Raw genomic sequence first — 21,736 nt, forward strand, 5'->3', positions numbered from 1 at the left:
TTATACGATGGACTTGACCCAACCGACGCAGCAAAACGTGGAATATATGATCGAGACAATTAAAACGAAGCTCCGCATGGCAACCGGATCGGCGATGCAAGCGTCGAGCTTCAAGGTCGATAAATATGAGGACTTGAAAGACATCTACGATATGGTTCAGTCCAAAGAAAAGTTCAGCATCAGCGAAGTCGAAGCGCTCGTGTCCGAACTTGGCAAATTGCGCGGGTAGACAAAAAGCCGATGACCGAACGCATTCCAGCCCTCATTGTCGCATAAAGCGACTTTGACGGCGATTCGCTCTCGCACCATGCTCTCATTGTCGCAAAAAGCGACTTTGGCGGCGTTCTGCTCGCGCACCATGCTCCCATTGTCGCAAAAAGCGACTTTGACGGCGTTCTGCTCGCGCACCATGCTCCCATTGTCGCAAAAAGCGACTTTGACGCGATTTGCTCTCGCATCACGTTCCCAAAGAGAAAAGGCAGCGAAGGGATTTCCCTTCAACTGCCTTTTTTCCTATTTCAATTCAAATCCGTCACGCAAGCCCGGATGCCGACAAGAACCGTCCGAAAGCCGCACGGCCTTCCAAGTCGGCCTTATACACGCCCGCATCCTGCAGCACCGCGTAAAAGATGTCTCCGACTTCCGCTTGCAACAGCAATTGGACTGCTTCGTCGGAGCCGTCCGTGCCGTACAGGTCGACGAGTTTCGCGATCCAGTCGGCGTGCATGTGCAGCGGGTGATCGGCGGACGCAAGCGCCGCCTCGTCGTATTGAGATCGTCCGGAGAGCAGATCGGCGATCTGGCCGATCTCGTTCTGCAGCCGCCCCGGTAAAACCGCAAGCCCCATCACTTCGATGAGTCCGATATTTTCCTTTTTGATATGATGAAGCTCCTTGTGAGGGTGGAAAATACCGTCCGGATGCTCCGAGCTCGTCCGGTTGTTCCGAAGCACCAGATCCAGCTCGTATTCTCCATTATTTAATCTCGCGATCGGCGTGATCGTATTATGCGCAATCCTTATGCCGTCTTTCTCGCTGAAAGCGGCAATGTCCGCCGACAGATCGCTGTAATCGCGCCACTTGGCCAGAATATCGGCGGCCGCGTTCAAGAGGGCCTCTCGATTGCCTGAACGCAAGCGGAGCACGGACATTGGCCATTGCACGATTCCGAAACGAACTTCCGGTTCCGACGCGCAAACCAGCCATTCGAGCACCTGAGCCGTCTCCATCGGGAAGACGTGGCGCCCGGCCTGGAAATGGTCGTGGCTTAGAATCGAACCGCCCACGATCGGCAGATCGGCATTGGACCCGACGAAATAATGCGGAAACCGTTCGACGAAATCGAGCAGACGGGCGAACGTTGCCGGAGAGATTTTCATCGGGACATGTTCGCCGCGGAAAACGATACTGTGCTCGTTGTAATAGACGTAAGGCGAGTATTGGAAAAACCACTTTTCGCCTTGCAATGCAACGGGCAGCACCCTCAAGTTCTGCCTTGCCGGATGATCCGGCCGTCCCGCGTACCCGACGTTTTCTTTGCATAGCAGGCAATTTGGATAATGAGACTGTGGCAGCGACCTGAGCAACGCGATTTCCTTCGGATCTTTCTCGGGTTTGGACAGGTTCACTGTGATTTCCAGTTCTCCGTCCGGAGTGCGGTGTTTCCAGTACCCGTTTTTCTTGATTCGATCCATGCGAATATAATTGGAATCGATATTCAGCTTATAGAACCAATCCGTCGCCGATGCGATGCCGCCCTTCTCTGCCAGTTCGGCGAAAAGGCGGTTCGTTTCCGACGGCCTCGGCATTAGAACGCCCATGATTCTCGCATCGAACAAATCCCGGTAAGTCAGCGTGTCGTCCGGCACTAGACCGGCGGATACGGCCGCGTCGAGAAGTGGCTCGAGCAGCGGAACCGGGCTGTCCGGGAGATCACACGCTGCCGGGCGATTCCCTTCGGCGGGTTCTTTCAGTGAGTATAAGTCGAGCAGAGCGTTGCGCGAGTCATCGTAATCAAGCTCATCGATGAGCCCGTTATGAAGCGCGAACGCCAGCAATTGATCTATGGCCTCCGCAATCGATTGTTCGGATGTTCCGGAGGTTGGGAACGATGCCGTTGTCATCTTGTCTAACCTCCCGTTACTTCTGATAACCGTTCGGATTCGCGCTGTGCCACGCCCAAGCGCTCTTGACGATGTCTTCCAGTTTCTCGCGGCGCGGCGTCCATCCGAGCTCGCGGCGGGCGCGCTCCGAAGACGCGATTAATACGGCGGGATCTCCTGCCCGGCGAGGTTCGATCTTCGCCGAAATCGGGTGTCCCGTCACCGCGCGGGAGACGTCGATCACTTGTTTCACGGAGTAGCCGTTGCCGCTGCCGAGATTGTATACCGCGCTCTCCCCGCCTTGACGAAGCTTCTCGAGGGCCAGAATGTGAGCGTCCGCCAAATCGCTGACGTGAACGTAATCGCGGATGCAAGTCCCGTCTTCCGTCGAATAGTCGTCTCCGAACACGGAAATATGTTCGCGCTGTCCCAGCGCAACCTGCAACACGAGCGGAACCAGATGCGTCTCCGGGGCGTGGTCTTCGCCTATGCTTCCGGATTCGTGCGCTCCCGCCGCGTTGAAGTAACGGAGAGAGACGAATTTGATCCCGTGGGCGACGTCGAACCAACGGATCATTTTCTCCATGGACAGCTTCGTTTCCCCGTAAGCGTTCGTCGGCACCGTCCGGTCGAACTCGTCGATCGGCACCCGCTCCGGCTCGCCGTAAGTCGCCGCCGTCGAGGAGAATACGATGCGCGACACGCCCGCCTTCTTCATCTCTTCCAGCAGGCATAACGTTCCGTACACGTTGTTATGATAGTACTTGCCCGGATCCTTCATGCTCTCGCCGACAAGGGAGTTCGCCGCGAAATGAATGACGCCGTCGATCTCGTTTTCTTGAAACACCTTGGACAGGAAATCCGCGTCTCGCAGATCTCCCTCGTACAGCTTGCCTCCGAGCAACGCTTCCCGATGTCCTTGATATAGATTATCTACGATGACAACCTGCTCGCCTTTTTCAAGCAGTGCCGCTACCGCGTGAGAACCGATATAACCTGCACCGCCCGTAACCAATACCGCCATGAGTTACGCCTCCTCTTTAATCGCGCCGACGCCGTCGCCGATATCGCATACATAGAACGCCGGCTTTAATCCGGTTGCCGATTCGTATTTGCTTCCGACTTCCTCGATGAAACGTTCGACAGAATCCCCATGCACGAGCGACACCGTACACCCTCCGAAGCCGGCCCCTGTCATGCGGGAACCGAGAACGCCCGGTACGGAACGCGCTGCGTCCACCATCGCATCCAGTTCGGCCCCGGTAACTTCGTACAGATCCCGCAGCGAATCATGGGATCCGTTCATCAATTGTCCGAACGCGACCAGATCGTCGCTCTTCAGCACTTCGACGGAACGTTCGACGCGATCGATCTCTTCCACGACGTGACGCGCGCGGCGACGAACCGTTTCGTCCGAGATAAGCCCTTCGTTCTCTTCGAACTGCTGCAAGGACAGTTGGCCGAGCAAAGTAAGATCTGGGTATGCGGCCTTGAGATCCCGAACCGCTTGCTCGCATTCGGAACGCCGCTCGTTGTATTTGGAATCCACGAGACCCCGGCGTTTGTTCGTGTTGCCGATAACCAACTTGTATTCTCCCGAGCGGAAAGGAACAAGCTCATATTTCAAAGAATCGCAATCTAAATGGATGGCGTGGTTTTTGCGCCCGTTGGCGACCGCGAACTGATCCATAATGCCGCATTTGACACCGATGAATTCATTTTCCGCATGCTGCGACCATAACGCGATCTGCACCGTATCCACGGGCTTTCCTTCCAAGGTAAGAAGGGCAAATGCCGTAACGACTTCAATGGACGCGGAGGAGGACAAACCCGCACCGTTCGGAATTTCGCCATGGTACAGAAAGTTATACCCGCGGCTCAGATCGATTCCTCTTTGTTTCAGTTCCCATACGACGCCTTTCGGATAATTCGCCCAATCGTCCCCCTCGGAGAACGCGACGTTATCCAGCGGAATTTCGAACGTTTCCGTAAAATTCGTCGAAGCGAATCCCAACTTCCGGTCTTCGCGCGGAGCGACGAGAAGTGTCGTGCCGAACGTAAGAGCCGCGGGGAATACCGCTCCGCCGTTATAATCCGTATGCTCTCCGATCAGATTCACCCGGCCTGGAGCCTGAAAAACGGAAATATCGCTCCCGGTTCCACCGTATTGCTTAACGAACCGCTGTTTCAACTCTATAAGCTGTGCCATCTGGAATCTTCTCTCCTTGGAATAAACGGTATTTGACCTTATTATAACGAAAACAAACCAAGCCTTGTAATGGCTTGATATGCTTTTCGTATGGACAAATGTGACTTTTCGAAGATTGCATTACGGGACAACGTGCTATAATAATAGAAAATCGCCGGTATTGGAGGGTTTGCGCCATGAACAAAATCGCTACTTATCGCGTCGCATCCAACCCGACCCGTTTTCAAGCGCGCGAGCTGACGGTTTTGTTCGCGGGAGAGAGCCAGACGAATCCTTTGCACCGAATTGGGCCGAAAGTCGTCGATTATTATTTGCTTCACCATGTGCTATCGGGAAAAGGTACGTTCCGCATGGGGGAGTTCGAAGCCGAAATAAGGCCGGGGGACAGCTTCCTGATCCATCCCGGCCAGTTATTTCATTATGTCGCGGACGAGGGTGACCCTTGGCGTTATCGCTGGGTCGCCTTTGCCGGGAACGGTTCGGGGAGTTTGGTGAATGAGGCGGGGCTTATCCTCGAACGGCCGATTGTGCATACGGGGACTAACCGTACGCCGGGAGAACGGTGCCGTTCGATATTCGAAGCGTTCAAAACGCGAGATAACTCCGCTTCGCTCGCGGCTTCGGGACATCTGCATCTGCTGTTCGCATGCCTGCATGAAGTCGCGGTTACCGAAGCGGCGTCTTTGCCTCGAGCGGAATCGCATCTGGAAGAGCTGGCGCGACAGGTCGCCGGATATTTGTCAACGCAATACGCCGAACCCGTCACCATCGAAGGGATGGCGGAAGCGCTCGGTTATAACCGCGCCTATCTGTCGCGGCAGTTCAAACGGCAGACCGGGATTTCCCCGGCGACGTTCCTAACGAAACTGCGCGTCGACCACGGCAGGCGGTTGCTGCGCGAACGGCCCGAGCTTACCGTGGAACAGATCGCTTCGTCCGTCGGGTTTCAAGACGCGCTGTACTTCTCCAAGCAGTTCCGACGCTGGTACGGCCAATCGCCGACCGACTATCGAACCAGTGTCGGGAACGCGCTGAAGTAACCTTAAATCAGTTGAACCCTCTTTTATGCTCATTACAATTCTGTAGTCCGGCGAAACCGAGTTAATTCGTGCGATATCGAGGTACGAGCTCCTGTAGTCCGGCGAAACCGAGTTACATCGTGCGATATCGAGGTACGAGCTTCTGTAGTCCGGCGAAACCGAGTTACATCTTGCGATATCGGGTTATGAGCTCCTGTAGTCCGGCAAAAACCGACTAAATCGCGTCAAGCTTAAATATGGCTTCCCAACTGCCTGCCGTCTCTCCGGCATCGTTCAGGAATTCGTCCGGGAAAACGAGGTCGAGCTTGCGCATCGTCTCCGCGGAGACCCCCCCGGTTTGCTTTAAGATCGCCTTGATGACGTAGGGCCATGCGACTTCGGTACCGTCCGTTACCGCGATCGAGACGCCCAGCTTCTCGCTTCGCAATCCGAGCGCGAATACGCCGTGCGCTCCGCTTTTGGCTACCACGTTAGGGTCTTCAAGCAGGATGCTGGCTAACCGGTGTTTTCCTTCCACACGATCGGGATACGCGTTCATCGCCGATGCGATCCGTTCGGCAACTCGCGCGGCTTCCCGGTCTTGGGCGAATTCCGGATTCGCCAGGCGTCCGTACATCAACGCAAGTCTTCGCAGAGGCATCGCCGCGACAGGGAAACCGCAACCGTCTTTGCCCAGCGTCACTTGCTCGTTCTCCGCTTCGGCCCATCGCTTAATCCGGCGGAAGATTTCCTGCTGCGCCGGGTGATCCGGATGGATGTAACCTTCCAAAGGCCACCCCTTCAGCTTGCTCCAAGCGAGCACTCCGAGATGCTTGCCCGCGCACGTATGAAACAGCTTGCGCGGCTTGCCCCCTGCTGCGACCCATTCATCCCTAGCCCGCCGTCCGACCGGCAAAGTCGGATGGATCGCAAGCGCGTCCTCATCCAGGCCCGTCAGCCGCAAAATATCTTCCAACGTTTCAAGCTGCTCCCGACTCCCGCGATGGGACGCCGCAAGCAAAGCCAGATGCCGGTCTTCGAAGCCGTAAGTTTCCGCCGTTCCGTCAAGCAGCGACGCAATCGCCTGAACGGGTTTAGCCGTAGAACGAACGTACGCCGGAGTTTGAACGTCCCCGCAAGCATAAACAAGCTCGCCGTCTTTCGCCGAAACTACGCTAATCCGTCCCCTGTGCACGTTTTCCATCTGTCCGCCCCTTTTCATCGCAATCAATGGAACGTCCGCAGGCATCGTTATCGTATTCATGTTCATCTGAACTCCTTCTTGTTGAGGTCGTTGCCGTTTATCGTCCGAGTCATGGACGATCCGACAAAAATCCAGACGTCGCCGTCTGGATTTCCGCCAAGATCCTTATTTACAATATACCCTGCACGACGGGCTCCCGTGACGCTTCCTTCTCTTCGGAGAAATTGACCGCTTCCGAGACGAGGTATAAAGGGCGCCCCTTCGCTTCCTCGTAAATCCGGCCGATGTACTCTCCGAGTACGCCAAGCAGAGATAACGTGATCCCGTGGAACAGCAGGCTAATCGCGATCATCGACGTCCATCCCTGCGTTGTCGTATCCGTGAACAGCCGCTGATAGAGAACGACGAACAGATACACGAATCCGACAGCGGACAAAATAAAGCCGAGAATGCCCGCGATCTTCAGCGGTTTGGTCGAGAATGAAGTCATCGCGTCGAGCGACAAGCGGATCATTTTGCGAAGCGGGTATTTCGTCTCCCCCGCAAACCGTTCGTCGCGCACGTAATCGACCGACGTCTGCTTGAAACCGACCCAACTCACCATTCCGCGAATGAACCGGCTGCGCTCCCGCATTGAAGTCAATGCGTCGCATACCTTGCGGTCCATCAATCGGAAGTCGCCCGTATCCACCGGAATGTTGACGGAGGTCATCGAACGCAGAAGCCGATAGAACATAGCCGCCGTCGTTTTCTTGAACCAGGACTCCCCTTTGCGTTCGATCCGTTTGCCGTAGACGACATCGTAACCTTCCCGCCATTTGGCTACCATATCTGCAATGAGCTCAGGCGGATCTTGCAAGTCCGCATCGATCAGCACGACGGTTCTGCCGCTCGAATGATCCATTCCGGCGGTTACCGCGATCTGATGCCCGAAATTGCGCGCGAACTCCACCAATTTCACGTTGCGGTCCGCCTCGCAGAAGGAGCGTACGATGTCCGACGTTTTGTCTCGGCTGCCGTCGTTCACGAATACGATCTCGTAAGTTTCCCCAAGCTTGTCCAGCACCGCCTTCAACCGGCGATAAGTAACTTCAATGACTTCTTCCTCGTTGTACATCGGCACGACAACGGAAAGAAAGCAACTCTTGCGCACAAAATGATCTCCCTTCTAAAAACCCCAGCTCGGAAGCCATCGAATCGCGAAGTTCATCCATTCGCGGCTGATAGTCACTCCCGTATAGATCGGATAAAACCATATGAACAGCGCTGCTGCCGCGACCGTAAACGCAAGCGTAATTCGTCTGCCCTCATAGCTTCGCTCCTCTAACCAGCGAAGCATCCATACGATCGATAAAATAATCAGCGGCACCATCGGGAAATAGTGATACAGGAACGTGATGCTTCGCGGCGCGATCATCCACGGCACGTAGAACGACAGATAGGCGACCGCCAGCGTCAGCACGACCCTATCCCTTTTTCTCCATCCGATCCACCAAGATGCGAGCATCGCCACGAGTCCTCCCCACCAGATCAGCGGATTGCCGATCGCCGCGATGCTCTGGGCCTCGCCTTGCTCCAGATCCTTGCCGCCATAGTACCAGACCGGTCTGAGCATCAGAGGCCACGTATACCATTTGGAGGCGTAAGGATGTTCTTCTTTGACGCCTTTATGGTACTCGTACATATCTTTCTGGTACTTCCACAAGTCCTTGTAGCTGTCGTCCGCTTTTGTCGCTTTGAGGAAAGGTTCGTAAGAAGCCGTGTAGATTCCGGCAGGAACTGCGACGAACAAGACGACGCAAGCCATCAGCGTGAGAACGAGCCGGCGCAAAGTGTCGTAATCGCCGGACAGGCGTCCTTCCCTCCATCTGCGAACAAGCGCGAAGAGCAGCAATATCGCCAGCCCCGCCCCGCCGTATAGGTAATTCCATTTAACAGCGGCAGCCGCTCCGAAGAACGCGCCGCTAAGTGCGAGATATCCAAGACTTCGCTTAAACCCTCCGTTGCCCCACTTTGTCTCGCCGTAACGATACATCGCATAGAACATCACGATCGTAAACGTGACTCCGATAATATCCACGTTCGCCGAACGGGAATGCACAAGATGGAAGCCCTCAAGCACGAGCAATAGCGCCGCGATGAATGCATATCTCGTCCGTTGGAACATGCCTCTGGCCGCTGCGTAGAATATCGGCACCATCAGCGTTCCGACCACGCCGGCCATGAAGCGCCAGCCGTAAGGCGTCATATCGAACATTTTAACGCCGATCGCCAGAATGACTTTGCCCAGCGGAGGGTGCGTATTCTCGTAAGGCTCCATTAATTCGACGAATTCGTATGCCGTTCGCCCGTGGTAGATCTCGTCGAAATACATGCCGTTCCGGTAGTCCGGGCGATAAGGAGCTAGATCCTGTTCGTCGAATACGTTTAATCCGCTTCCTTGCGAATCCGCCGAATTATGGTTTCCGGATACAACCTCCGCGACCGGAATCGGATTGGAGTTGCCTTTCGTGAAAAAGGCCGCCTCGTAAAGCCGGTATCCCGTTTTAACCGTCGTAAATCGCATGAAGCGCGCCTCTACCGTCTTCTCTTCCGTTTTCCAAGTAAAGACGCGATTCGTCTTATGCTCTACCTCTACATAGAGTTCCCAATTTTGCCCGTCTTTCGACGATTCGATTTTCGTATCGCCTTTGGCCCCGGGTCCCTCATATAGATTGACGCGGTCGACTTGCATCGCCTCTCCGAAATCGACCGTTAAGGTATCGCCGGCTTTGGCCGGCATCCAGAAGGTCTGGGGCGCCGAACGGTTGCCAAGATCATGAAACGTTATCAGTGCCGAAATCGTTGTCAATACAAGGACCAACAGAATATCCAACGGTCCCCATCGCCTATTTTCCCGGTTATCGTAGGAACTAGTTCCCCATCGAACCGGACTGGATCTGTAACTCTCTCTATAATCCATGTCCGTCCTCGCTTTCGCCTGTTGTACGCTTTTTTACCTGTCCCTATTGTAGTCGAACAGCCGCCCTCTGGAAAGGGCGGTTTCATTTTATGGAAATCGGGTAATTCTCCGAGAAGGACGTAATCGATTGCTAAGGAGGAATGACTATGCCAGAAACACGCGGAACCATTAAAGGAGCTCTGATCGGCGGAGTCATCGGGGCTGCCGCGGCTCTCCTGTTGGCGCCGAAGTCGGGAAAGGAATTGCGAGGAGACATTCGGGACCGCTACTCTTCCATGCAGGATCGCACGAAACAGCTCTTATCCGAAGCCGGCAACAGGACACGGGAGATGGCCAAACATGTCGGACAGTCTTGGAAAACCGACGCAAAAGCCGAGATGAAGGACGATACCGAGCAAGTCGCCCAGTAGTTGAACGAATTCTTCGCTAATCCTGCAAGAACGACGGGCCGTCCCGGCATCATTTTGCCGGTGACGGCTAATGTCGATCGTGAAGGGAGAATGAATGGATGAAAACGGATATAGACCATGCAAAAACTCAGCTTTACTCCCCTGAACAAGGAGGCGATCGCATACCGTCTGCGCCTATTCGCTCCAAGCCATTGTGCACCGCCATGAACGGGTCCATGGTGCAGGACTTCGCGGACATGCAGCGGCTCGGCCGCGACATGGATCGCATGAAAACCGGTCAGGAGTTGAACGAGGAAGGACTGGTGGACGATCCGATCCAATATTGAATTGTGATTTCTGCGAGAAAAGGACCTCATTCTCCACTTTTCAGTGGAATTCGAGGTCCTTTCGTGTGCCGCGATATGGAAATAGCGATTAAGTCGGCTCGTCGGTATTCCGGATGAACCGTTTAAGCTTGTCGATCGCTCGTTTCTGAATGCGCGAGATGCTCATCTGAGAAACGCCCAACTCGTCCGCGATCGATCTCTGGGACAAGCCGCTCTCGAATACCATCCGCAGAACCTCCCGTTCCTCGCATTTTAGCTGGCCCATGGCTTCTTGAAGATCGAGCTTGAGAACCAGATTCGCATAATCGTCTTCCGGAGAACCGATGAGCTCTCCTAATGTGGCTGAATGATCGTCATCCGCTACCGGAGTATCCAACGAAACGTAATGGTATAAATCCCGCCCTGCCAAAATCTCGAGCGTCTCTTCCTCCTCTATCCCCAAATGGCTGGAAATTTCCTCAACATTCGGGGAACGCTCCAACTTGTACGTCAGTTCGTCGATGGCTTGCTGAACGGCGAATCCTTTTTCCTTGATCCTCCGCGGAACCTGAATGTACCATGATTTATCCCTTAAGTGGTTTTTCATGTGACCGATGATACTCTTCATCGCGTAGGGCTCGAAAGGCATCCCAAGTCCCGGATCGAATTGTTTCAACAGACGGAACAATGACATCTGCCCTACTTGGTACAGATCATCGTGCAAATCCGGCCGATTTCGCGACATTTTGGCTGCGGCCATTCTCACCATAGGTTCGTAGTTCCGAATGAGCCAATCGGCCAATTCATCGCTCGGCGTCCTCTGATATTCAAGCAATATCGCAACCGCGTCGTCGGGCAAACGCTCGGAATGAGAAAAACTCATGCCGGTTCTTCTGTTCTCTGCCTTTTCTTCGTTAATGTAACCGCGGTTCCGCCCCCATGCTCGACTTCCACGCGATCCATTAGCGCCTGCATCAAGTAGAGACCCAATCCGCCCGACTGGATTTCGTCAATCGACTTTCCGTGCATCGCAGGCGTTTCCTTGTTCTCTTCAATCGTAAAGCTGCTGCCGTAATCTCGTACCGTTATCGAAAGCTCGTCTTTAACGAAGGCAAACCTTACTTCGATCGTCCCGTCATCCTTATCGTAAGCATGGAGAACAGCATTGTTGCACGCTTCGGATACCGCTACCTTCATATCCTCGATATCCTCGAACGTAAACTTCATTTTACTCGCGATTCCGTAAAGGGTCAGGCGGACCAGATCGACGTACTCCGGCATTGCGGGAACGGTCAGCGTTATATTTCTATCTTTTAGCATCGGTTTTCTCTCTCATCCTCTCTTCATAATGGCGAATCCGACTTCAGAAACGGAGATATCCCCGTCATTTCGAACAGCTTGCGTATATGCGACGGAATTTGTTCGACATCGAAAGGAGCATTGCGCGAATGGCGAGCCTTCACTACGGAAATGAGAATTCCGATGCCCGTGCTGTCGATATATTTCAAATCCTGTAAATTCAGAGTTAATCTGCGATCGGTCATTTCGATCAAAGGCTCCAGCGCCGACCGAATCCGGCTGGCGACCTCCAGGTCGAATTCTCCCCCGACAAATACGATCGTCTGATCGTCTCGATTTTCCGTGCGTAACGTCAGTTTGTTTTCGTCCATAACAAGTCTCCCCTCGTATCTTGAATCCCTTATTCGCTCTCCAATCTTGTTATAACCCCTTTTCCGGGAGATTGAAACAAATAATCTGCAACCGCATGGCGCATAACCGCTCCTTAATGGCGGTATCCTATTTGATATCGCGCTTTCCAAAGCTTCCAGACTTCTACCTGGGAGCTTTATTTATGCAGATCGCGGAGGATGTCCATGACCTTACACTTCGGCTCGTTGTATTGGCCCGGCACTTATCCGAATCCCCAGCGTTACCCGGCTTTAAGCGGGAGAAAAGCAACCCGAGCCGTCATCATCGGCGGGGGCATGTCGGGCGTAACTTGCGGATTCGCGCTTGCCAAAAGCGGCATAAGCGCGATCCTGATCGAGCGGAGCAGAATTGCCTCGGGGAGCACTTCCGCAAACACCGGATTGCTGCAATATTCCAATGACGCGATGCTTAGCGATTTCGCCGTCACGCTCGGGGAACAGGCCGCAGTTCGATTCTATCGGGCCTGCAAGAACGCCTCGGAACAATTATGCGATATCGCCGAAGGACTGAGCAGGAATGCGGATCTCAAACGCCGATGCAGCCTCTATTACGCCTCGTCACCCGGGGATGTGCCTACACTGCGCCGGGAATACGAGATGTTGGACAGGAACGGCTTCGACGCGGAGTGGCTGGAGGAAGAGCAAATCGCAACTCTTTTTCCCTTTCGAAAAGCGGCGGCGATCGTCACACGCGGGGATGCCGAGGTGAATCCCTTCTTATTCGTTCACGCGTTAGCCGAGGAATCCTGCCGGAGCGGACTGGACATTTACGAAAACACCGAAATGCTAAGCGTCGAATCCACGTCGGAAGGCTACAAGGTCAAGACGAACGACGGAGAAATCGAAACCGAGCATATTATCTACGCGGTCGGATACGTTCCGGAACAAGCCGGCGGCCGTTGGGTGAATGCCGCTTTAAACCGTTCCTACGCAATCGTAACGGAGCCCGTTCCTTCTCTCGCCGATTGGCATGAACGCTTCCTTCTGTGGGAGACCGCAAGGCCGTATTTGTACTTGAGGACAACGACAGATAATCGGATCATCATGGGCGGTCTGGACGAGAACGTGCGGCAGCCCGTTCTGACGAAAAGCGAACTGCATACTCGTTCCATGAGGCTGCTAACGGAATTGCGCATGTTGTTTCCCGAATATGCCCCCCGAATCGGTTACGAATGGTGCGCGACGTTCGGCGAGTCTCCCGACGGTCTTCCCTGGATCGGCGAGGACCCCGATCGTCAGGGACAGTATTATTGCTTGGGCTATGGGGGCAACGGCACGATATACAGCCTGATCGGAGCTGAGCTTATCCGCGATCGCTTGCTCGGAGCGGACAATCCCGTTGCCGAAATCGTTCGCCCCGATCGGAAAATCCACACACGATAAAAACCTCCAATCCCGCCTAACGGTGGAATCGGAGGTCTTTCGTTAATAGTTCCTTTTTGCGTATCGCAAGCTTGTATCGCCTAATTGACGTGGATTGCCCCGGCCTTGGCCAACATCGACTGCACATCAATCTCCGACACCGTATCGGCAACGAGCAGATATTGCCCGTTCTCGACGGCTTTCGCGCAAAGATCGGTGCAACCCGCAGGGATTCCGATATCTTTGAGCAACTTTTCGCTGCCCGCTCCGTCCCCGAAAAAAACGTTGCCCGCCACAATGGCGCCCGGCATTCCGTTCCCCATGGTCGTATTGCCTGGAGAAAAGGCGAAAGCGACCGGCGCGCTCCCGACAAAAAAGTTGTTATCTTCTTCGCGTTGGCGGGTTTCCTGAATTTCATACAGCTCTTCAAGATTGACCTGCGGACTGGACGCCAATATCCGAGCGCCTTCCCGATTCCCGACGACGACCCGAATTTCCTCCTGCGCCGCTCCGGCCTCGCGAAGCGACCGCATCGCTTCCAACACTTCGCTCTCTTGATCGAAAATACCGACAACGACCATGTCCGTCCCTCCGTTCGAATAACCCATTATCAACCTGCAATATAGGTATACCCCGAACTAGCCGTCTTGAACCGATGACGGTACGACAAGCGTAAATACGCTTCCCTTGCCTACCTCCGTCTCCAGGAGAATCCATCCGCCGAGAAGATGCGCGAGCTCCCTGCTGATCGTAAGTCCCAGACCGGTTCCTCCGTATTTGCGGCTTGTCGTTCCGTCCGCTTGGCGAAATGCTTCGAAGATCAATTCCCTTTTATCTGCCGGAATGCCGATGCCGGTATCCGTGACGGATAATGCAACGTAAGTTGCACCGTCCCTTACTTTGTCCGGATCCAGTTCGCTCGCGCGCGGCCTTCGCATCGTCAGAGATACGGAGCCCGCATCGGTGAATTTAATCGCATTGGACAGCAAATTTCGCAAAATTTGTTTCAGCCGGTGCCCGTCCGTATTAATCGATTCCGGAATATCGCCTGCACGGTTAATGACGAACGATAGTTGCTTCGAATCTGCATGCGGCATAAACAGGTTATCGAGGAATGCGGAAATATCGTCCAATACCAACCATTCCGGATGAATATCCATCTTTCCCGCTTCAACCTTGGACAGATCCAGTATTTCGTCGATCATTTTCAGCAGATCGTTGCCAGACGAATGAATCGTCCTCGAATATTCCTGCTGCTTTTCCGTTAAGTTGCCTTCCCGGTTTTCCGCGAGAAACTCCGACAGAATCAGCATGCTGTTAAGAGGGGTGCGAAGCTCATGGGACATATTCGCGAGAAATTCCGATTTGTATTTGGTGGTTAGCGCCAATTGCAACGCTTGCCGTTCCAGCTCGGCATTCGCCAGGGCGATTTGCTTGTTCTGCAGCTCAAGCTTATCGTTCGTTTCCCTTAATTCCTCTTGTTGGCAGACGAGTTCCTCGGATTGAATCCGCAGTTCTTCGGTCATCGCCTGGGATTCCCGCAGGAGCTCTTCTACCCGTTGACGGGAACGGATGTTGTTGACGATCATGCCGAGTTTTTCGCACAGAGCGATCAACAGTTCCTCGTTATCGGAATTGAAGCTGGAGACGGTCGCAAGTTCGATCACACCGATGACGGCATTCTCGTACACGATCGGCTGAACGATAATCGACTTCGCTTCGGCCGAGCCGAGGCTGGAGCCGATTGTGACATACCCGGCCGGAACGTCCTCGATCTTGATGCGCTTCGCATCGCGGTAACACTGGCCCGCAAGGCCCTCTCCCGGCCGAATCACCTTCCGAACACCCGGGTTTTCCTCTTCCTCCCCGACGCCCAGAACAGCGTACGTGCCGGACAGCTCCAGCCGGGCGTTTTCCGCGGCAGGGGCCGCCAGATAGATCAACCCATAAGATGCCCCTAGTTCCGGGGCGAACTCCGAGATAAACGATTGAGCGACGGCTTTGGCGTCCGAGCCCTCTTGAAGCAATTCGGTCACTCGGGCCAATTGGGCGTTCATGCGCCCTTGTCTCTTTTGGATAGCCGCCAACATCGCTTCCCGCTCATTTTTGTGTTGAAGATCTAGCGCAATCCGCTTAAAGATTCTGCCTAATTCTCCGAGCTCGTCTTTCGCCCTGATCTCCAGGTGAGCAAAACCTCTAAGGCGTCCTTTGCCGAAGCGGTCCGCCATTCTGCCCAGCAGATTCAACCCTCTCGTGATACTGGGGAATATCCATAAGACAATGGCGAGTCCGAGCAGCAGGCCGACGAAAGTCAGCAAAGCTGCCATCTGAACAGATCTATCATATGCGTTGCGGGAATCCGTCATCTCTTTCTTCATCGCGTTCTCCTGCATGTTGACGAGCTCGTCCATTCCGTCAATGACGTCTCTTTGTTCGGGGCTAAGCTGGTCGGCATACAGTTGCTTGGCTGCATCGATCTTGTAGAAGTTATCGTAAAAATGGTTCATGGAACGATTCATTTGACTTAACTGCGAATAGCCGAACAAGGTAATTCCCGCAAGGATCAGCAGCAGCAAAATATAGCCGACGGTAAGTTTCGTTTTAATTCTCAAGCGCGACTCCTCCCGGATTCAACTCGACTTTGATTAAACAGCGATCGTCCGAGCGGTCGTCGAGAGGGACGCAGCCGACTAGTTGCTCCAAGCTCGTCTCGCCCCTCCATGCTCGATCGAGAAAGGCCCCCAACTGTTCGAGACGAGCGCCGTCCTCTCCGCAGAAAGCTCCGAGGATGCCGTCCGTAAACAGGTAGAGACGGTCTTCTTTAGACAACGAGAGGCTTCGGGATACAACTTCCAGATTGTCGAACATGCCTAGCGGCGGGCAACTGACGGCTAATTTCTCCGAAAGCCCCTCTTCCGAACGGAATACGAATCCCGGCGGATGACCGGCATTGACATAATCCAGTTTCCTCAAGTCCAGATCAATCGTGGCGTATATGCCGGTACAGTAATAATGAATGAGCTCATTCTCCCATTGGAGCCCCGCCAGCCTTCGGTTTAGCTCTTTGAACACTCTCTCCGGAGACCACAACGTTCGAATGGACTCCTTGAGGATCGAAGCAATAAACATGCTGACGAGCGAAGAGGATATTCCGTGCCCCATGGCGTCGATAATCGCGATTGCCCAACGATTGTCGTCGATTCTATGCCAAGCGTACAGATCGCCGGCAAGTTCTTCCGAAGGCTGAAAATAAGCTTTGATGGAAATGCGCGAATCGTTTACTTCATCCGGAAGCACAGAATCCTGAACCTGGCGCGCGAGCATGAGCTCCTGGCGCAGACGGGCATCCCTCTCTTTGTGCCAGTCCAACTCCCGCTTCAGTTTAAGAGCAGAGCGTATTCTGGCCATCAACTCGATTTTATTGATCGGCTTCGTCACGAAATCGATCGCTCCTGCGTCGAGCGCTTCCGCAAGTTTCCGGGAATCTCCGATCGCCGTTACCATGATTACGGGAATGTCTTTATAACTCGGGGTCGCTCGCAAAATTCGGCACGCCTCGATTCCATCCATCGCCGGCATCATCAGATCTAACAGAATCAGATCGACCCGCGATACGGCAGCGTTATTCCGGCCGACGTCGCTTCCGAGCAAATCGAACATTTCTTCCGCCGAATGGGCAAACCGGAAATCGCTATAACCTTCTCTCTTTAAGATTTCATGAATGACCATTACGTTCATTGCATTATCGTCCACGATCAATACGGCCATCTTCTATCCTCGTCTCCTTAACAGAGCCCGAGCAGCAAACGCGAATAAGGAATGAGCAGCGGAGGATCCGCCTCATTCCTTATTCCCGCATGCTTCCGAGCTTAATTCCTAACCCTCTATTTTGTTGTGCTAGACTATTTCCTATTAAACATATTCTTCGATAGTGAAACACCTTGGCAACTTAAATCCCCTCCCGGGTTTGAATTCGGGAATTTTCGTTGTTGGAGTTCCTCCCTTTCCGAATATTCATGACGAGACGCGCGCTTAGCACCGCCCATTCCAGCCATGGCGATATCGATTTATCCGTTTCCGCGGAGGCCGCTTGATTGCGAATCGTATTCGATAGGCTTTCGGTCGCTTCCCGCGCCGTTCCCGTCAATTCACGCAACATGATGCCGGCGTCTTTCACTGCTGCGAATAGCGGATCGGTCGACTGCAGCTTCTCTCTAGCGTCTCCTGTGACTTCATTGACGTTTTCCGCCAGCTTCCTGACTTCTTCCCGCATGTCTTCTACGGATTCCTTCGCTTCCTGCAAGGCGGATCGCGCGGTAACGAGAGATTTCCGGGCCGTGATCGCTAAAGAGATCAGAAACGCGCATAGAATGACGAACGCAACAACCGCTATAGCGACGCTCCAAACCAAGATATCGTGATTCTCCATGCCCCGTCCTCCTCCCTATACTACCGGTGTAACTTTACGTTACCCCGACAACGCATACGGTGAAACAAATGCGCCGGGTAAGAGCTTGCAATGCCGCGAAGTCGACAACCTTCGGGACAAGCTATCTGGATAAATGTTGCAGTAAGTTCCTTTTTCAGGTAAAGTAGGCTTTAGCACAAACCATCTCTATTCCGCTTACCGAACGGGGTAAAGCTCATCTCCCGAATACAATAACATTGCCGCCTACATTCTCGAAAAATAACTTCTAAACAATTACGGACGCTTCCCTGCGCTTGCGCGATTTGGGGAGCGTCTTTTTGTCACGGAGGTGATTGAAGCTGCGGCGATTGCGGTAAAAGGTAATCTCTCGACCCTGCGGGGAACACATCTATTCAACGGAGGTTGATCCAATCATGAAAGCATTGTTTCTTGCCGGCGGTTTAGGAACCAGGTTGCGCCCCCTGACGGAACACCTTCCGAAGCCGATGGCCCTTGTGGGTAATCGCCCTTGGCTCGAACATCTGCTCCTTCATTATCGGGAACAAGGCGTCAACGAGTTCGTGATCGCCGTGAAGCATTACCGGGAATTGATCGAAAGCCATCTCGGAGACGGCTCCAAATATGGAGCCCGCATCGAATATGCCGTGGAGAAGGAGTTGCTCGGCACGGCGGGAGCGATCAAGAACGCCGAGCATTTGCTGAGCGATCGCTTTATCGTCGTCAATGCGGATATTATCCACCAGGTCGATCTATCATCCGTCCTGCGCTTTCATTCCGCGCACGGCGGCGCGGCGACGATCTGCCTGACGGAAGTCGAAGATCCTTCCCATTACGGCGTCGTTGAGCAGTCGGACAGCGGGCGCATCGTCCGGTTTATCGAAAAACCGAAAAAAGAAGAAGCGCCGTCAAATCGGATCAACGCCGGCATATACATTATGGAGCGGAGAGCGCTCGACTTCGTGCCGGCGGGCAGAGCCGTGTCCATCGAGAAAGAAACGTTCCCCCTCCTGATCGACAACGGCAGCGGGGTATACGGCCATCCCATCGGCGGATATTGGATGGATATGGGCACCAAGGAACGTTATCGCCAATTGCACTGGGATCTGCTCGATCGCCGATTCCCCGCTAAAATCGACGGCAAAGAAATGGAGGATAAAAGCATCTGGCTCGGAGACAACGTTCGCGTCGGTCAAGGCGTGCTGTTCGTACCTCCGGTCATGATCGGGGACGACGTCTCGATCGGGGACCGGGCGATCATCGGGCCCTATGCGGTCGTAGGCAAAGGGAGCCGTATCGGCAATTACGCCAGGCTGGCGAACTCTATCCTCTGGGACAGGTGCAAAGTTAGCGCCGGCGCTCAACTGAACGAATGCATTTTCGGCACAGCGATGCGGGTCGGCCCGCATATTTTGCACGAAGCGGTATGCAATCGTATTTTGGAGGTGCAACGACGATGAACACCCGCCTTCCCCAGATCGCTTATATGAGCACGTATATTCCTAAAAAGTGCGGCCTAGCCACTTATACGCATCACCTTCGGGAAGCCATCACGCAAGCCAAGGGGACTCGGGCTCAAGATCCCGTTATCGCAATTTGCAATCCGGACGAGCGAGCTGATTATCACGAGCCGTGGATGCTGCCCGTTATCAAGCAAGATCAGGAGGACTATCGCAGAGTAGCGGAAACGATTAACCAAAGCTCGGCGGAAGTCGTGTCCCTGCAACACGAATTTGGCATTTTTGGCGGCGATGCCGGTTCCTACGTCCATGAATTTCTGCGTCGCGTGAAAAAACCGGTCGTGACCACTTTCCATACCGTTTTCGAGCATCCAGCCGCGCCATATGCCGATATCCAGAAGGAAATCGCGCGTTGGAGCGACCATATTCTGGTCATGAACCGCAAAGCCATCGGGTATTTGCACGATAATTTCGATATTCCGTTAGAGAAAATCACGTTCGTTCCGCACGGCGCTCCCGTTCCGAACAAAGCGGATCGCTTGAACTTGCGCAAGGAGGCTGGCTGGGAAAACCGGAAAGTGCTGTTCACTTTCGGATTGCTCGGGCGCGGCAAAGGAATCGAGCTGATTCTCCGCGCGTTGGCATCGGCCGTTCAAGCCGTGCCGGAACTGCTCTACATCATCGCGGGCCAGACTCACCCGGAAGTCCGCAAGCATGAAGGAGAAGCCTATCGCGAGGAATTAAAAGATTTGATTCGGGAATTGGGGTTGGAGCACCACGTTCAGTGGATCGACCGTTATTTGCCTGAAGAGGAGCTCGTGTCGCTTATCTCGGCTTGCGATTTATACGTTACCCCATATCCCGGCATGGGGCAGATTACGAGCGGAACGCTCGCTTACGCGGCAGGTTTGGGCCGGCCGATTCTATCGACACCTTACGTGTATGCCAAGGATTTGGTGCAAGGTTACGAAGAAATGTTGCTCCCGTTCGGCAACGCCGCGGAGTGGAGCTCCAAGCTGATCGAAGTGTTTACTTATCCGGGAATGCTGGCAAACTGGGAACGCGTCATTTCGGAGATTGGGCGAACGATGCATTGGCCGCATGTCGGGGCGCAGCATTTGCGGCTTTTCCAGCAAGTCATTACCAAACAAAGAGATACCATCGCGGATGTCGTCTAACGGCAACCCCTGCCGTCCGGCGGCGTATCCATCATTCGCCCATTTACGCCGCTTGACGGATGATACGGGATTGATCGAGCATGCACTCGGCCGGATTCCCCGTAGACGAGAAGGCTATACGACCGATGATAACGCTCGGGCGTTATGGACGGCGACGGAGTGGCTGTCCGGCTTCGAGGATCGGTTAGAAGACGAGGACCGGAAGGAATTGAACCGGCTCGCCGATATTTACTTGGCCTTCATGTTGTGGGCGCAAGAGGAGAACGGCTGGTTTCTGAACAACTTCGCCTACGATCGGTCGCTCGAACCGGAAGAGATTTCCCATGATTGCCAAGGTCGCTCGATCTGGTCATGCGCGGATGCATGGATCCGGCTGACTGGCCCCCACCGCGAGACGGCCAGGGCAATCTTCGAACGTTCGCTGCCGACGATGCGCAGAATCGATTCCTTGCGGGGTCAGGCTTTCGCGATGGCTTCATGTGCCCACGTCCTGCAAGCCTCCCAGGAAGGCGCAATCGATCTTCCGCTCGACGTTAAGAGCGAGCTTCAAGATCACTTGGTTCGTTTGGAATCGGTGCTTATCCGGGCGTATTGGGATTTCTCCGGCGAGGATTGGCAATGGTTCGAGCCGGCGATGACGTATAGCAACGGCGTTCTGCCTTGGGCAATGCTGCGAACATATCGGTTTACGAGGCGGGAGGACACGTTGGCGACGGGATTGGAAAGCCTCTCATTCCTGCTCGAGGTCATGACCGCTGACGAAGGCTGGCTTCGCCCGATCGGGAACGAGGGCTGGTACACGAGCGAATCGGGCAAGGTTAGCCATTGGGACCAGCAGCCGTTAGAGATGTTTAAGCTTGCGCTGGCGGTTAAAGAAGCGTCCATTGCCGCGAAACTGTCCGGGCGGGAGCAAGCAGGACGACTCGTCGGAAGCGCGCGCGGCGGCGCGGAATGGAGCAGCGGCGGTTCCGGGCGGAGCAAAGAATCGGAGCGGAACAGCGGGGCAGGACATCGCGCGGGTGCGGACCGGTCCGGTTTCTCCGCGAATTCCGCAATCGTCTCTGGAGAGCGATACGAAGCGGCGCTTGTCTTGTGCCGAGAATGGTACTACGGCGCCAACGATCTGCGGGTTCCCGTCGCCGATCCGACGGACGGCAGTTGCTGTGACGGTCTTACCCCATACGGCCCGAACATCAATTGCGGCGCGGAAGCCACGATCTCTTATTTGATGACCGAGGCGTTATGCCGCCGATGAATTTAGACCGGTTTTCGGCTTATCTTCTAAGTGTCCAGTGGATTTTCTCCTGAGTTAGACCGGTTATAGTTAAAAAATAAACCCTGCATTGCCGAGCGCTCATTCCTCGCTTGCAATGCAGGGTTTAATCGGTTCA

21 protein-coding genes are annotated in these 21,736 nt (G+C 54.2%); 8 read left to right on the forward strand and 13 right to left on the reverse strand.

Annotated elements, in window-relative coordinates:
* The first annotated feature begins 7 nt into the window (after positions 1-7).
* Positions 8-229 (forward strand): DUF1128 domain-containing protein, encoded by a 222-nt coding sequence (locus tag FPZ45_RS23430; protein WP_144707077.1) that lies wholly within the window; start codon positions 8-10, stop codon positions 227-229.
* A 303-nt stretch (positions 230-532) separates the two neighbouring features.
* On the opposite strand, the gene FPZ45_RS23440 is transcribed toward FPZ45_RS23430, so the two are convergent.
* From FPZ45_RS23440 to FPZ45_RS23450, 3 genes are read right to left on the reverse strand one after another with little or no spacing between them, the layout of a single operon-like run.
* The gene (locus FPZ45_RS23440; RefSeq protein WP_144707081.1) at positions 533-2,122 is read right to left on the reverse strand and encodes a UDP-glucose--hexose-1-phosphate uridylyltransferase; all 1,590 of its coding nucleotides are present in this window, start codon (positions 2,120-2,122) and stop codon (positions 533-535) included.
* A 16-nt stretch (positions 2,123-2,138) separates the two neighbouring features.
* The gene (gene galE / locus FPZ45_RS23445) at positions 2,139-3,125 is read right to left on the reverse strand and encodes a UDP-glucose 4-epimerase GalE (RefSeq protein WP_144707083.1); all 987 of its coding nucleotides are present in this window, start codon (positions 3,123-3,125) and stop codon (positions 2,139-2,141) included.
* 3 nt (positions 3,126-3,128) lie between these two features.
* Positions 3,129-4,310 (reverse strand): galactokinase, encoded by a 1,182-nt coding sequence (locus FPZ45_RS23450; RefSeq protein WP_144707084.1) that lies wholly within the window; start codon positions 4,308-4,310, stop codon positions 3,129-3,131.
* Between the two features lie 176 nt (positions 4,311-4,486).
* Here FPZ45_RS23450 and FPZ45_RS23455 point away from each other — a divergent pair, with 176 nt between their 5' ends.
* A complete protein-coding gene (locus FPZ45_RS23455) occupies positions 4,487-5,350 on the forward strand; it encodes an AraC family transcriptional regulator (RefSeq protein WP_144707085.1) in 864 nt (287 codons plus the stop codon).
* A gap of 214 nt (positions 5,351-5,564) precedes the next feature.
* On the opposite strand, the gene FPZ45_RS23460 is transcribed toward FPZ45_RS23455, so the two are convergent.
* From FPZ45_RS23460 to FPZ45_RS23470, 3 genes are all read right to left on the reverse strand, one after another.
* Positions 5,565-6,593 (reverse strand): asparaginase, encoded by a 1,029-nt coding sequence (locus FPZ45_RS23460; RefSeq protein WP_186438535.1) that lies wholly within the window; start codon positions 6,591-6,593, stop codon positions 5,565-5,567.
* A gap of 109 nt (positions 6,594-6,702) precedes the next feature.
* A complete protein-coding gene (locus FPZ45_RS23465; protein WP_144707087.1) occupies positions 6,703-7,686 on the reverse strand; it encodes a glycosyltransferase family 2 protein in 984 nt (327 codons plus the stop codon).
* A 15-nt stretch (positions 7,687-7,701) separates the two neighbouring features.
* Positions 7,702-9,408, reverse strand: coding sequence for a glycosyltransferase family 39 protein (locus FPZ45_RS23470; protein WP_186438536.1), 1,707 nt, complete (start codon positions 9,406-9,408; stop codon positions 7,702-7,704).
* 233 nt (positions 9,409-9,641) lie between these two features.
* Here FPZ45_RS23470 and FPZ45_RS23475 point away from each other — a divergent pair, with 233 nt between their 5' ends.
* Both FPZ45_RS23475 and FPZ45_RS23480 read left to right on the forward strand, forming a co-directional pair.
* Positions 9,642-9,905, forward strand: a complete 264-nt coding sequence (locus tag FPZ45_RS23475; protein ID WP_186438537.1) for a YtxH domain-containing protein — start codon at positions 9,642-9,644, stop codon at positions 9,903-9,905.
* A 98-nt stretch (positions 9,906-10,003) separates the two neighbouring features.
* Positions 10,004-10,231, forward strand: coding sequence for a hypothetical protein (locus tag FPZ45_RS23480; RefSeq protein ID WP_144707090.1), 228 nt, complete (start codon positions 10,004-10,006; stop codon positions 10,229-10,231).
* An 88-nt stretch (positions 10,232-10,319) separates the two neighbouring features.
* Here FPZ45_RS23480 and FPZ45_RS23485 read toward each other — a convergent pair whose 3' ends face one another.
* From FPZ45_RS23485 to FPZ45_RS23495, 3 genes are read right to left on the reverse strand one after another with little or no spacing between them, the layout of a single operon-like run.
* A complete protein-coding gene (locus tag FPZ45_RS23485) occupies positions 10,320-11,093 on the reverse strand; it encodes a sigma-70 family RNA polymerase sigma factor (protein ID WP_144707091.1) in 774 nt (257 codons plus the stop codon).
* Positions 11,090-11,530, reverse strand: a complete 441-nt coding sequence (gene rsbW / locus FPZ45_RS23490; protein ID WP_144707092.1) for an anti-sigma B factor RsbW — start codon at positions 11,528-11,530, stop codon at positions 11,090-11,092. The genes FPZ45_RS23485 and rsbW overlap by 4 nt, the downstream gene beginning before the upstream one ends.
* A 23-nt stretch (positions 11,531-11,553) precedes the next feature.
* Positions 11,554-11,880 (reverse strand): STAS domain-containing protein, encoded by a 327-nt coding sequence (locus FPZ45_RS23495; protein WP_144707093.1) that lies wholly within the window; start codon positions 11,878-11,880, stop codon positions 11,554-11,556.
* A 204-nt stretch (positions 11,881-12,084) separates the two neighbouring features.
* Here FPZ45_RS23495 and FPZ45_RS23500 point away from each other — a divergent pair, with 204 nt between their 5' ends.
* Complete coding sequence (locus FPZ45_RS23500) at positions 12,085-13,302, forward strand: NAD(P)/FAD-dependent oxidoreductase (protein WP_144707094.1); 1,218 nt, start codon at positions 12,085-12,087, stop codon at positions 13,300-13,302.
* Positions 13,303-13,382: 80 nt separating this feature from the next.
* On the opposite strand, the gene FPZ45_RS23505 is transcribed toward FPZ45_RS23500, so the two are convergent.
* The 4 genes from FPZ45_RS23505 to FPZ45_RS23520 form a co-directional block, all read right to left on the reverse strand.
* Complete coding sequence (locus tag FPZ45_RS23505) at positions 13,383-13,889, reverse strand: general stress protein (protein ID WP_144707095.1); 507 nt, start codon at positions 13,887-13,889, stop codon at positions 13,383-13,385.
* 30 nt (positions 13,890-13,919) lie between these two features.
* Positions 13,920-15,893, reverse strand: coding sequence for an ATP-binding protein (locus FPZ45_RS23510; protein WP_144707096.1), 1,974 nt, complete (start codon positions 15,891-15,893; stop codon positions 13,920-13,922).
* Complete coding sequence (locus FPZ45_RS23515) at positions 15,883-17,049, reverse strand: PP2C family protein-serine/threonine phosphatase (protein ID WP_144707097.1); 1,167 nt, start codon at positions 17,047-17,049, stop codon at positions 15,883-15,885. The genes FPZ45_RS23510 and FPZ45_RS23515 overlap by 11 nt, the downstream gene beginning before the upstream one ends.
* Before the next feature lie 181 nt (positions 17,050-17,230).
* Positions 17,231-17,710 carry a DUF948 domain-containing protein gene (locus FPZ45_RS23520; RefSeq protein WP_144707098.1) on the reverse strand — a complete coding sequence of 160 codons (480 nt, stop codon included), beginning with the start codon at positions 17,708-17,710 and terminating at the stop codon, positions 17,231-17,233.
* Between the two features lie 413 nt (positions 17,711-18,123).
* Between FPZ45_RS23520 and FPZ45_RS23525 the strand changes: the two genes are divergently transcribed.
* From FPZ45_RS23525 to FPZ45_RS23535, 3 genes are read left to right on the forward strand one after another with little or no spacing between them, the layout of a single operon-like run.
* Complete coding sequence (locus FPZ45_RS23525) at positions 18,124-19,167, forward strand: nucleotidyltransferase family protein (protein ID WP_144707099.1); 1,044 nt, start codon at positions 18,124-18,126, stop codon at positions 19,165-19,167.
* Entirely contained in the window at positions 19,164-20,345 is a 1,182-nt protein-coding gene (locus FPZ45_RS23530; RefSeq protein WP_144707100.1) for a glycosyltransferase family 4 protein, read from the forward strand. Before FPZ45_RS23525 ends, FPZ45_RS23530 begins: the two co-directional genes overlap by 4 nt.
* A complete protein-coding gene (locus FPZ45_RS23535; protein WP_144707101.1) occupies positions 20,335-21,600 on the forward strand; it encodes a hypothetical protein in 1,266 nt (421 codons plus the stop codon). Before FPZ45_RS23530 ends, FPZ45_RS23535 begins: the two co-directional genes overlap by 11 nt.
* The last annotated feature ends 136 nt before the right edge of the window (positions 21,601-21,736 follow it).

The sequence above is a fragment of the Cohnella terricola genome (genome assembly GCF_007786475.1).
GTDB classification, from domain to species: Bacteria; Bacillota; Bacilli; order Paenibacillales; family Paenibacillaceae; genus Cohnella; species Cohnella terricola.

Coding starts and splice junctions, on each gene's coding strand:
- FPZ45_RS23515 (WP_144707097.1), bottom strand. CDS start 17,049: ATGGCCGTATTGATCGTGGACGATAATGCAATGAACGTAATGGTCATT.
- FPZ45_RS23505 (WP_144707095.1), bottom strand. CDS start 13,889: ATGGGTTATTCGAACGGAGGGACGGACATGGTCGTTGTCGGTATTTTC.
- rsbW (WP_144707092.1), bottom strand. CDS start 11,530: ATGCTAAAAGATAGAAATATAACGCTGACCGTTCCCGCAATGCCGGAG.
- FPZ45_RS23475 (WP_186438537.1), top strand. CDS start 9,642: ATGCCAGAAACACGCGGAACCATTAAAGGAGCTCTGATCGGCGGAGTC.
- FPZ45_RS23440 (WP_144707081.1), bottom strand. CDS start 2,122: ATGACAACGGCATCGTTCCCAACCTCCGGAACATCCGAACAATCGATT.
- FPZ45_RS23450 (WP_144707084.1), bottom strand. CDS start 4,310: ATGGCACAGCTTATAGAGTTGAAACAGCGGTTCGTTAAGCAATACGGT.
- FPZ45_RS23500 (WP_144707094.1), top strand. CDS start 12,085: ATGACCTTACACTTCGGCTCGTTGTATTGGCCCGGCACTTATCCGAAT.
- FPZ45_RS23430 (WP_144707077.1), top strand. CDS start 8: ATGGACTTGACCCAACCGACGCAGCAAAACGTGGAATATATGATCGAG.
- FPZ45_RS23525 (WP_144707099.1), top strand. CDS start 18,124: ATGAAAGCATTGTTTCTTGCCGGCGGTTTAGGAACCAGGTTGCGCCCC.
- FPZ45_RS23485 (WP_144707091.1), bottom strand. CDS start 11,093: ATGAGTTTTTCTCATTCCGAGCGTTTGCCCGACGACGCGGTTGCGATA.
- galE (WP_144707083.1), bottom strand. CDS start 3,125: ATGGCGGTATTGGTTACGGGCGGTGCAGGTTATATCGGTTCTCACGCG.
- FPZ45_RS23460 (WP_186438535.1), bottom strand. CDS start 6,593: ATGAATACGATAACGATGCCTGCGGACGTTCCATTGATTGCGATGAAA.
- FPZ45_RS23535 (WP_144707101.1), top strand. CDS start 20,335: ATGTCGTCTAACGGCAACCCCTGCCGTCCGGCGGCGTATCCATCATTC.
- FPZ45_RS23455 (WP_144707085.1), top strand. CDS start 4,487: ATGAACAAAATCGCTACTTATCGCGTCGCATCCAACCCGACCCGTTTT.
- FPZ45_RS23530 (WP_144707100.1), top strand. CDS start 19,164: ATGAACACCCGCCTTCCCCAGATCGCTTATATGAGCACGTATATTCCT.
- FPZ45_RS23495 (WP_144707093.1), bottom strand. CDS start 11,880: ATGGACGAAAACAAACTGACGTTACGCACGGAAAATCGAGACGATCAG.
- FPZ45_RS23480 (WP_144707090.1), top strand. CDS start 10,004: ATGAAAACGGATATAGACCATGCAAAAACTCAGCTTTACTCCCCTGAA.
- FPZ45_RS23520 (WP_144707098.1), bottom strand. CDS start 17,710: ATGGAGAATCACGATATCTTGGTTTGGAGCGTCGCTATAGCGGTTGTT.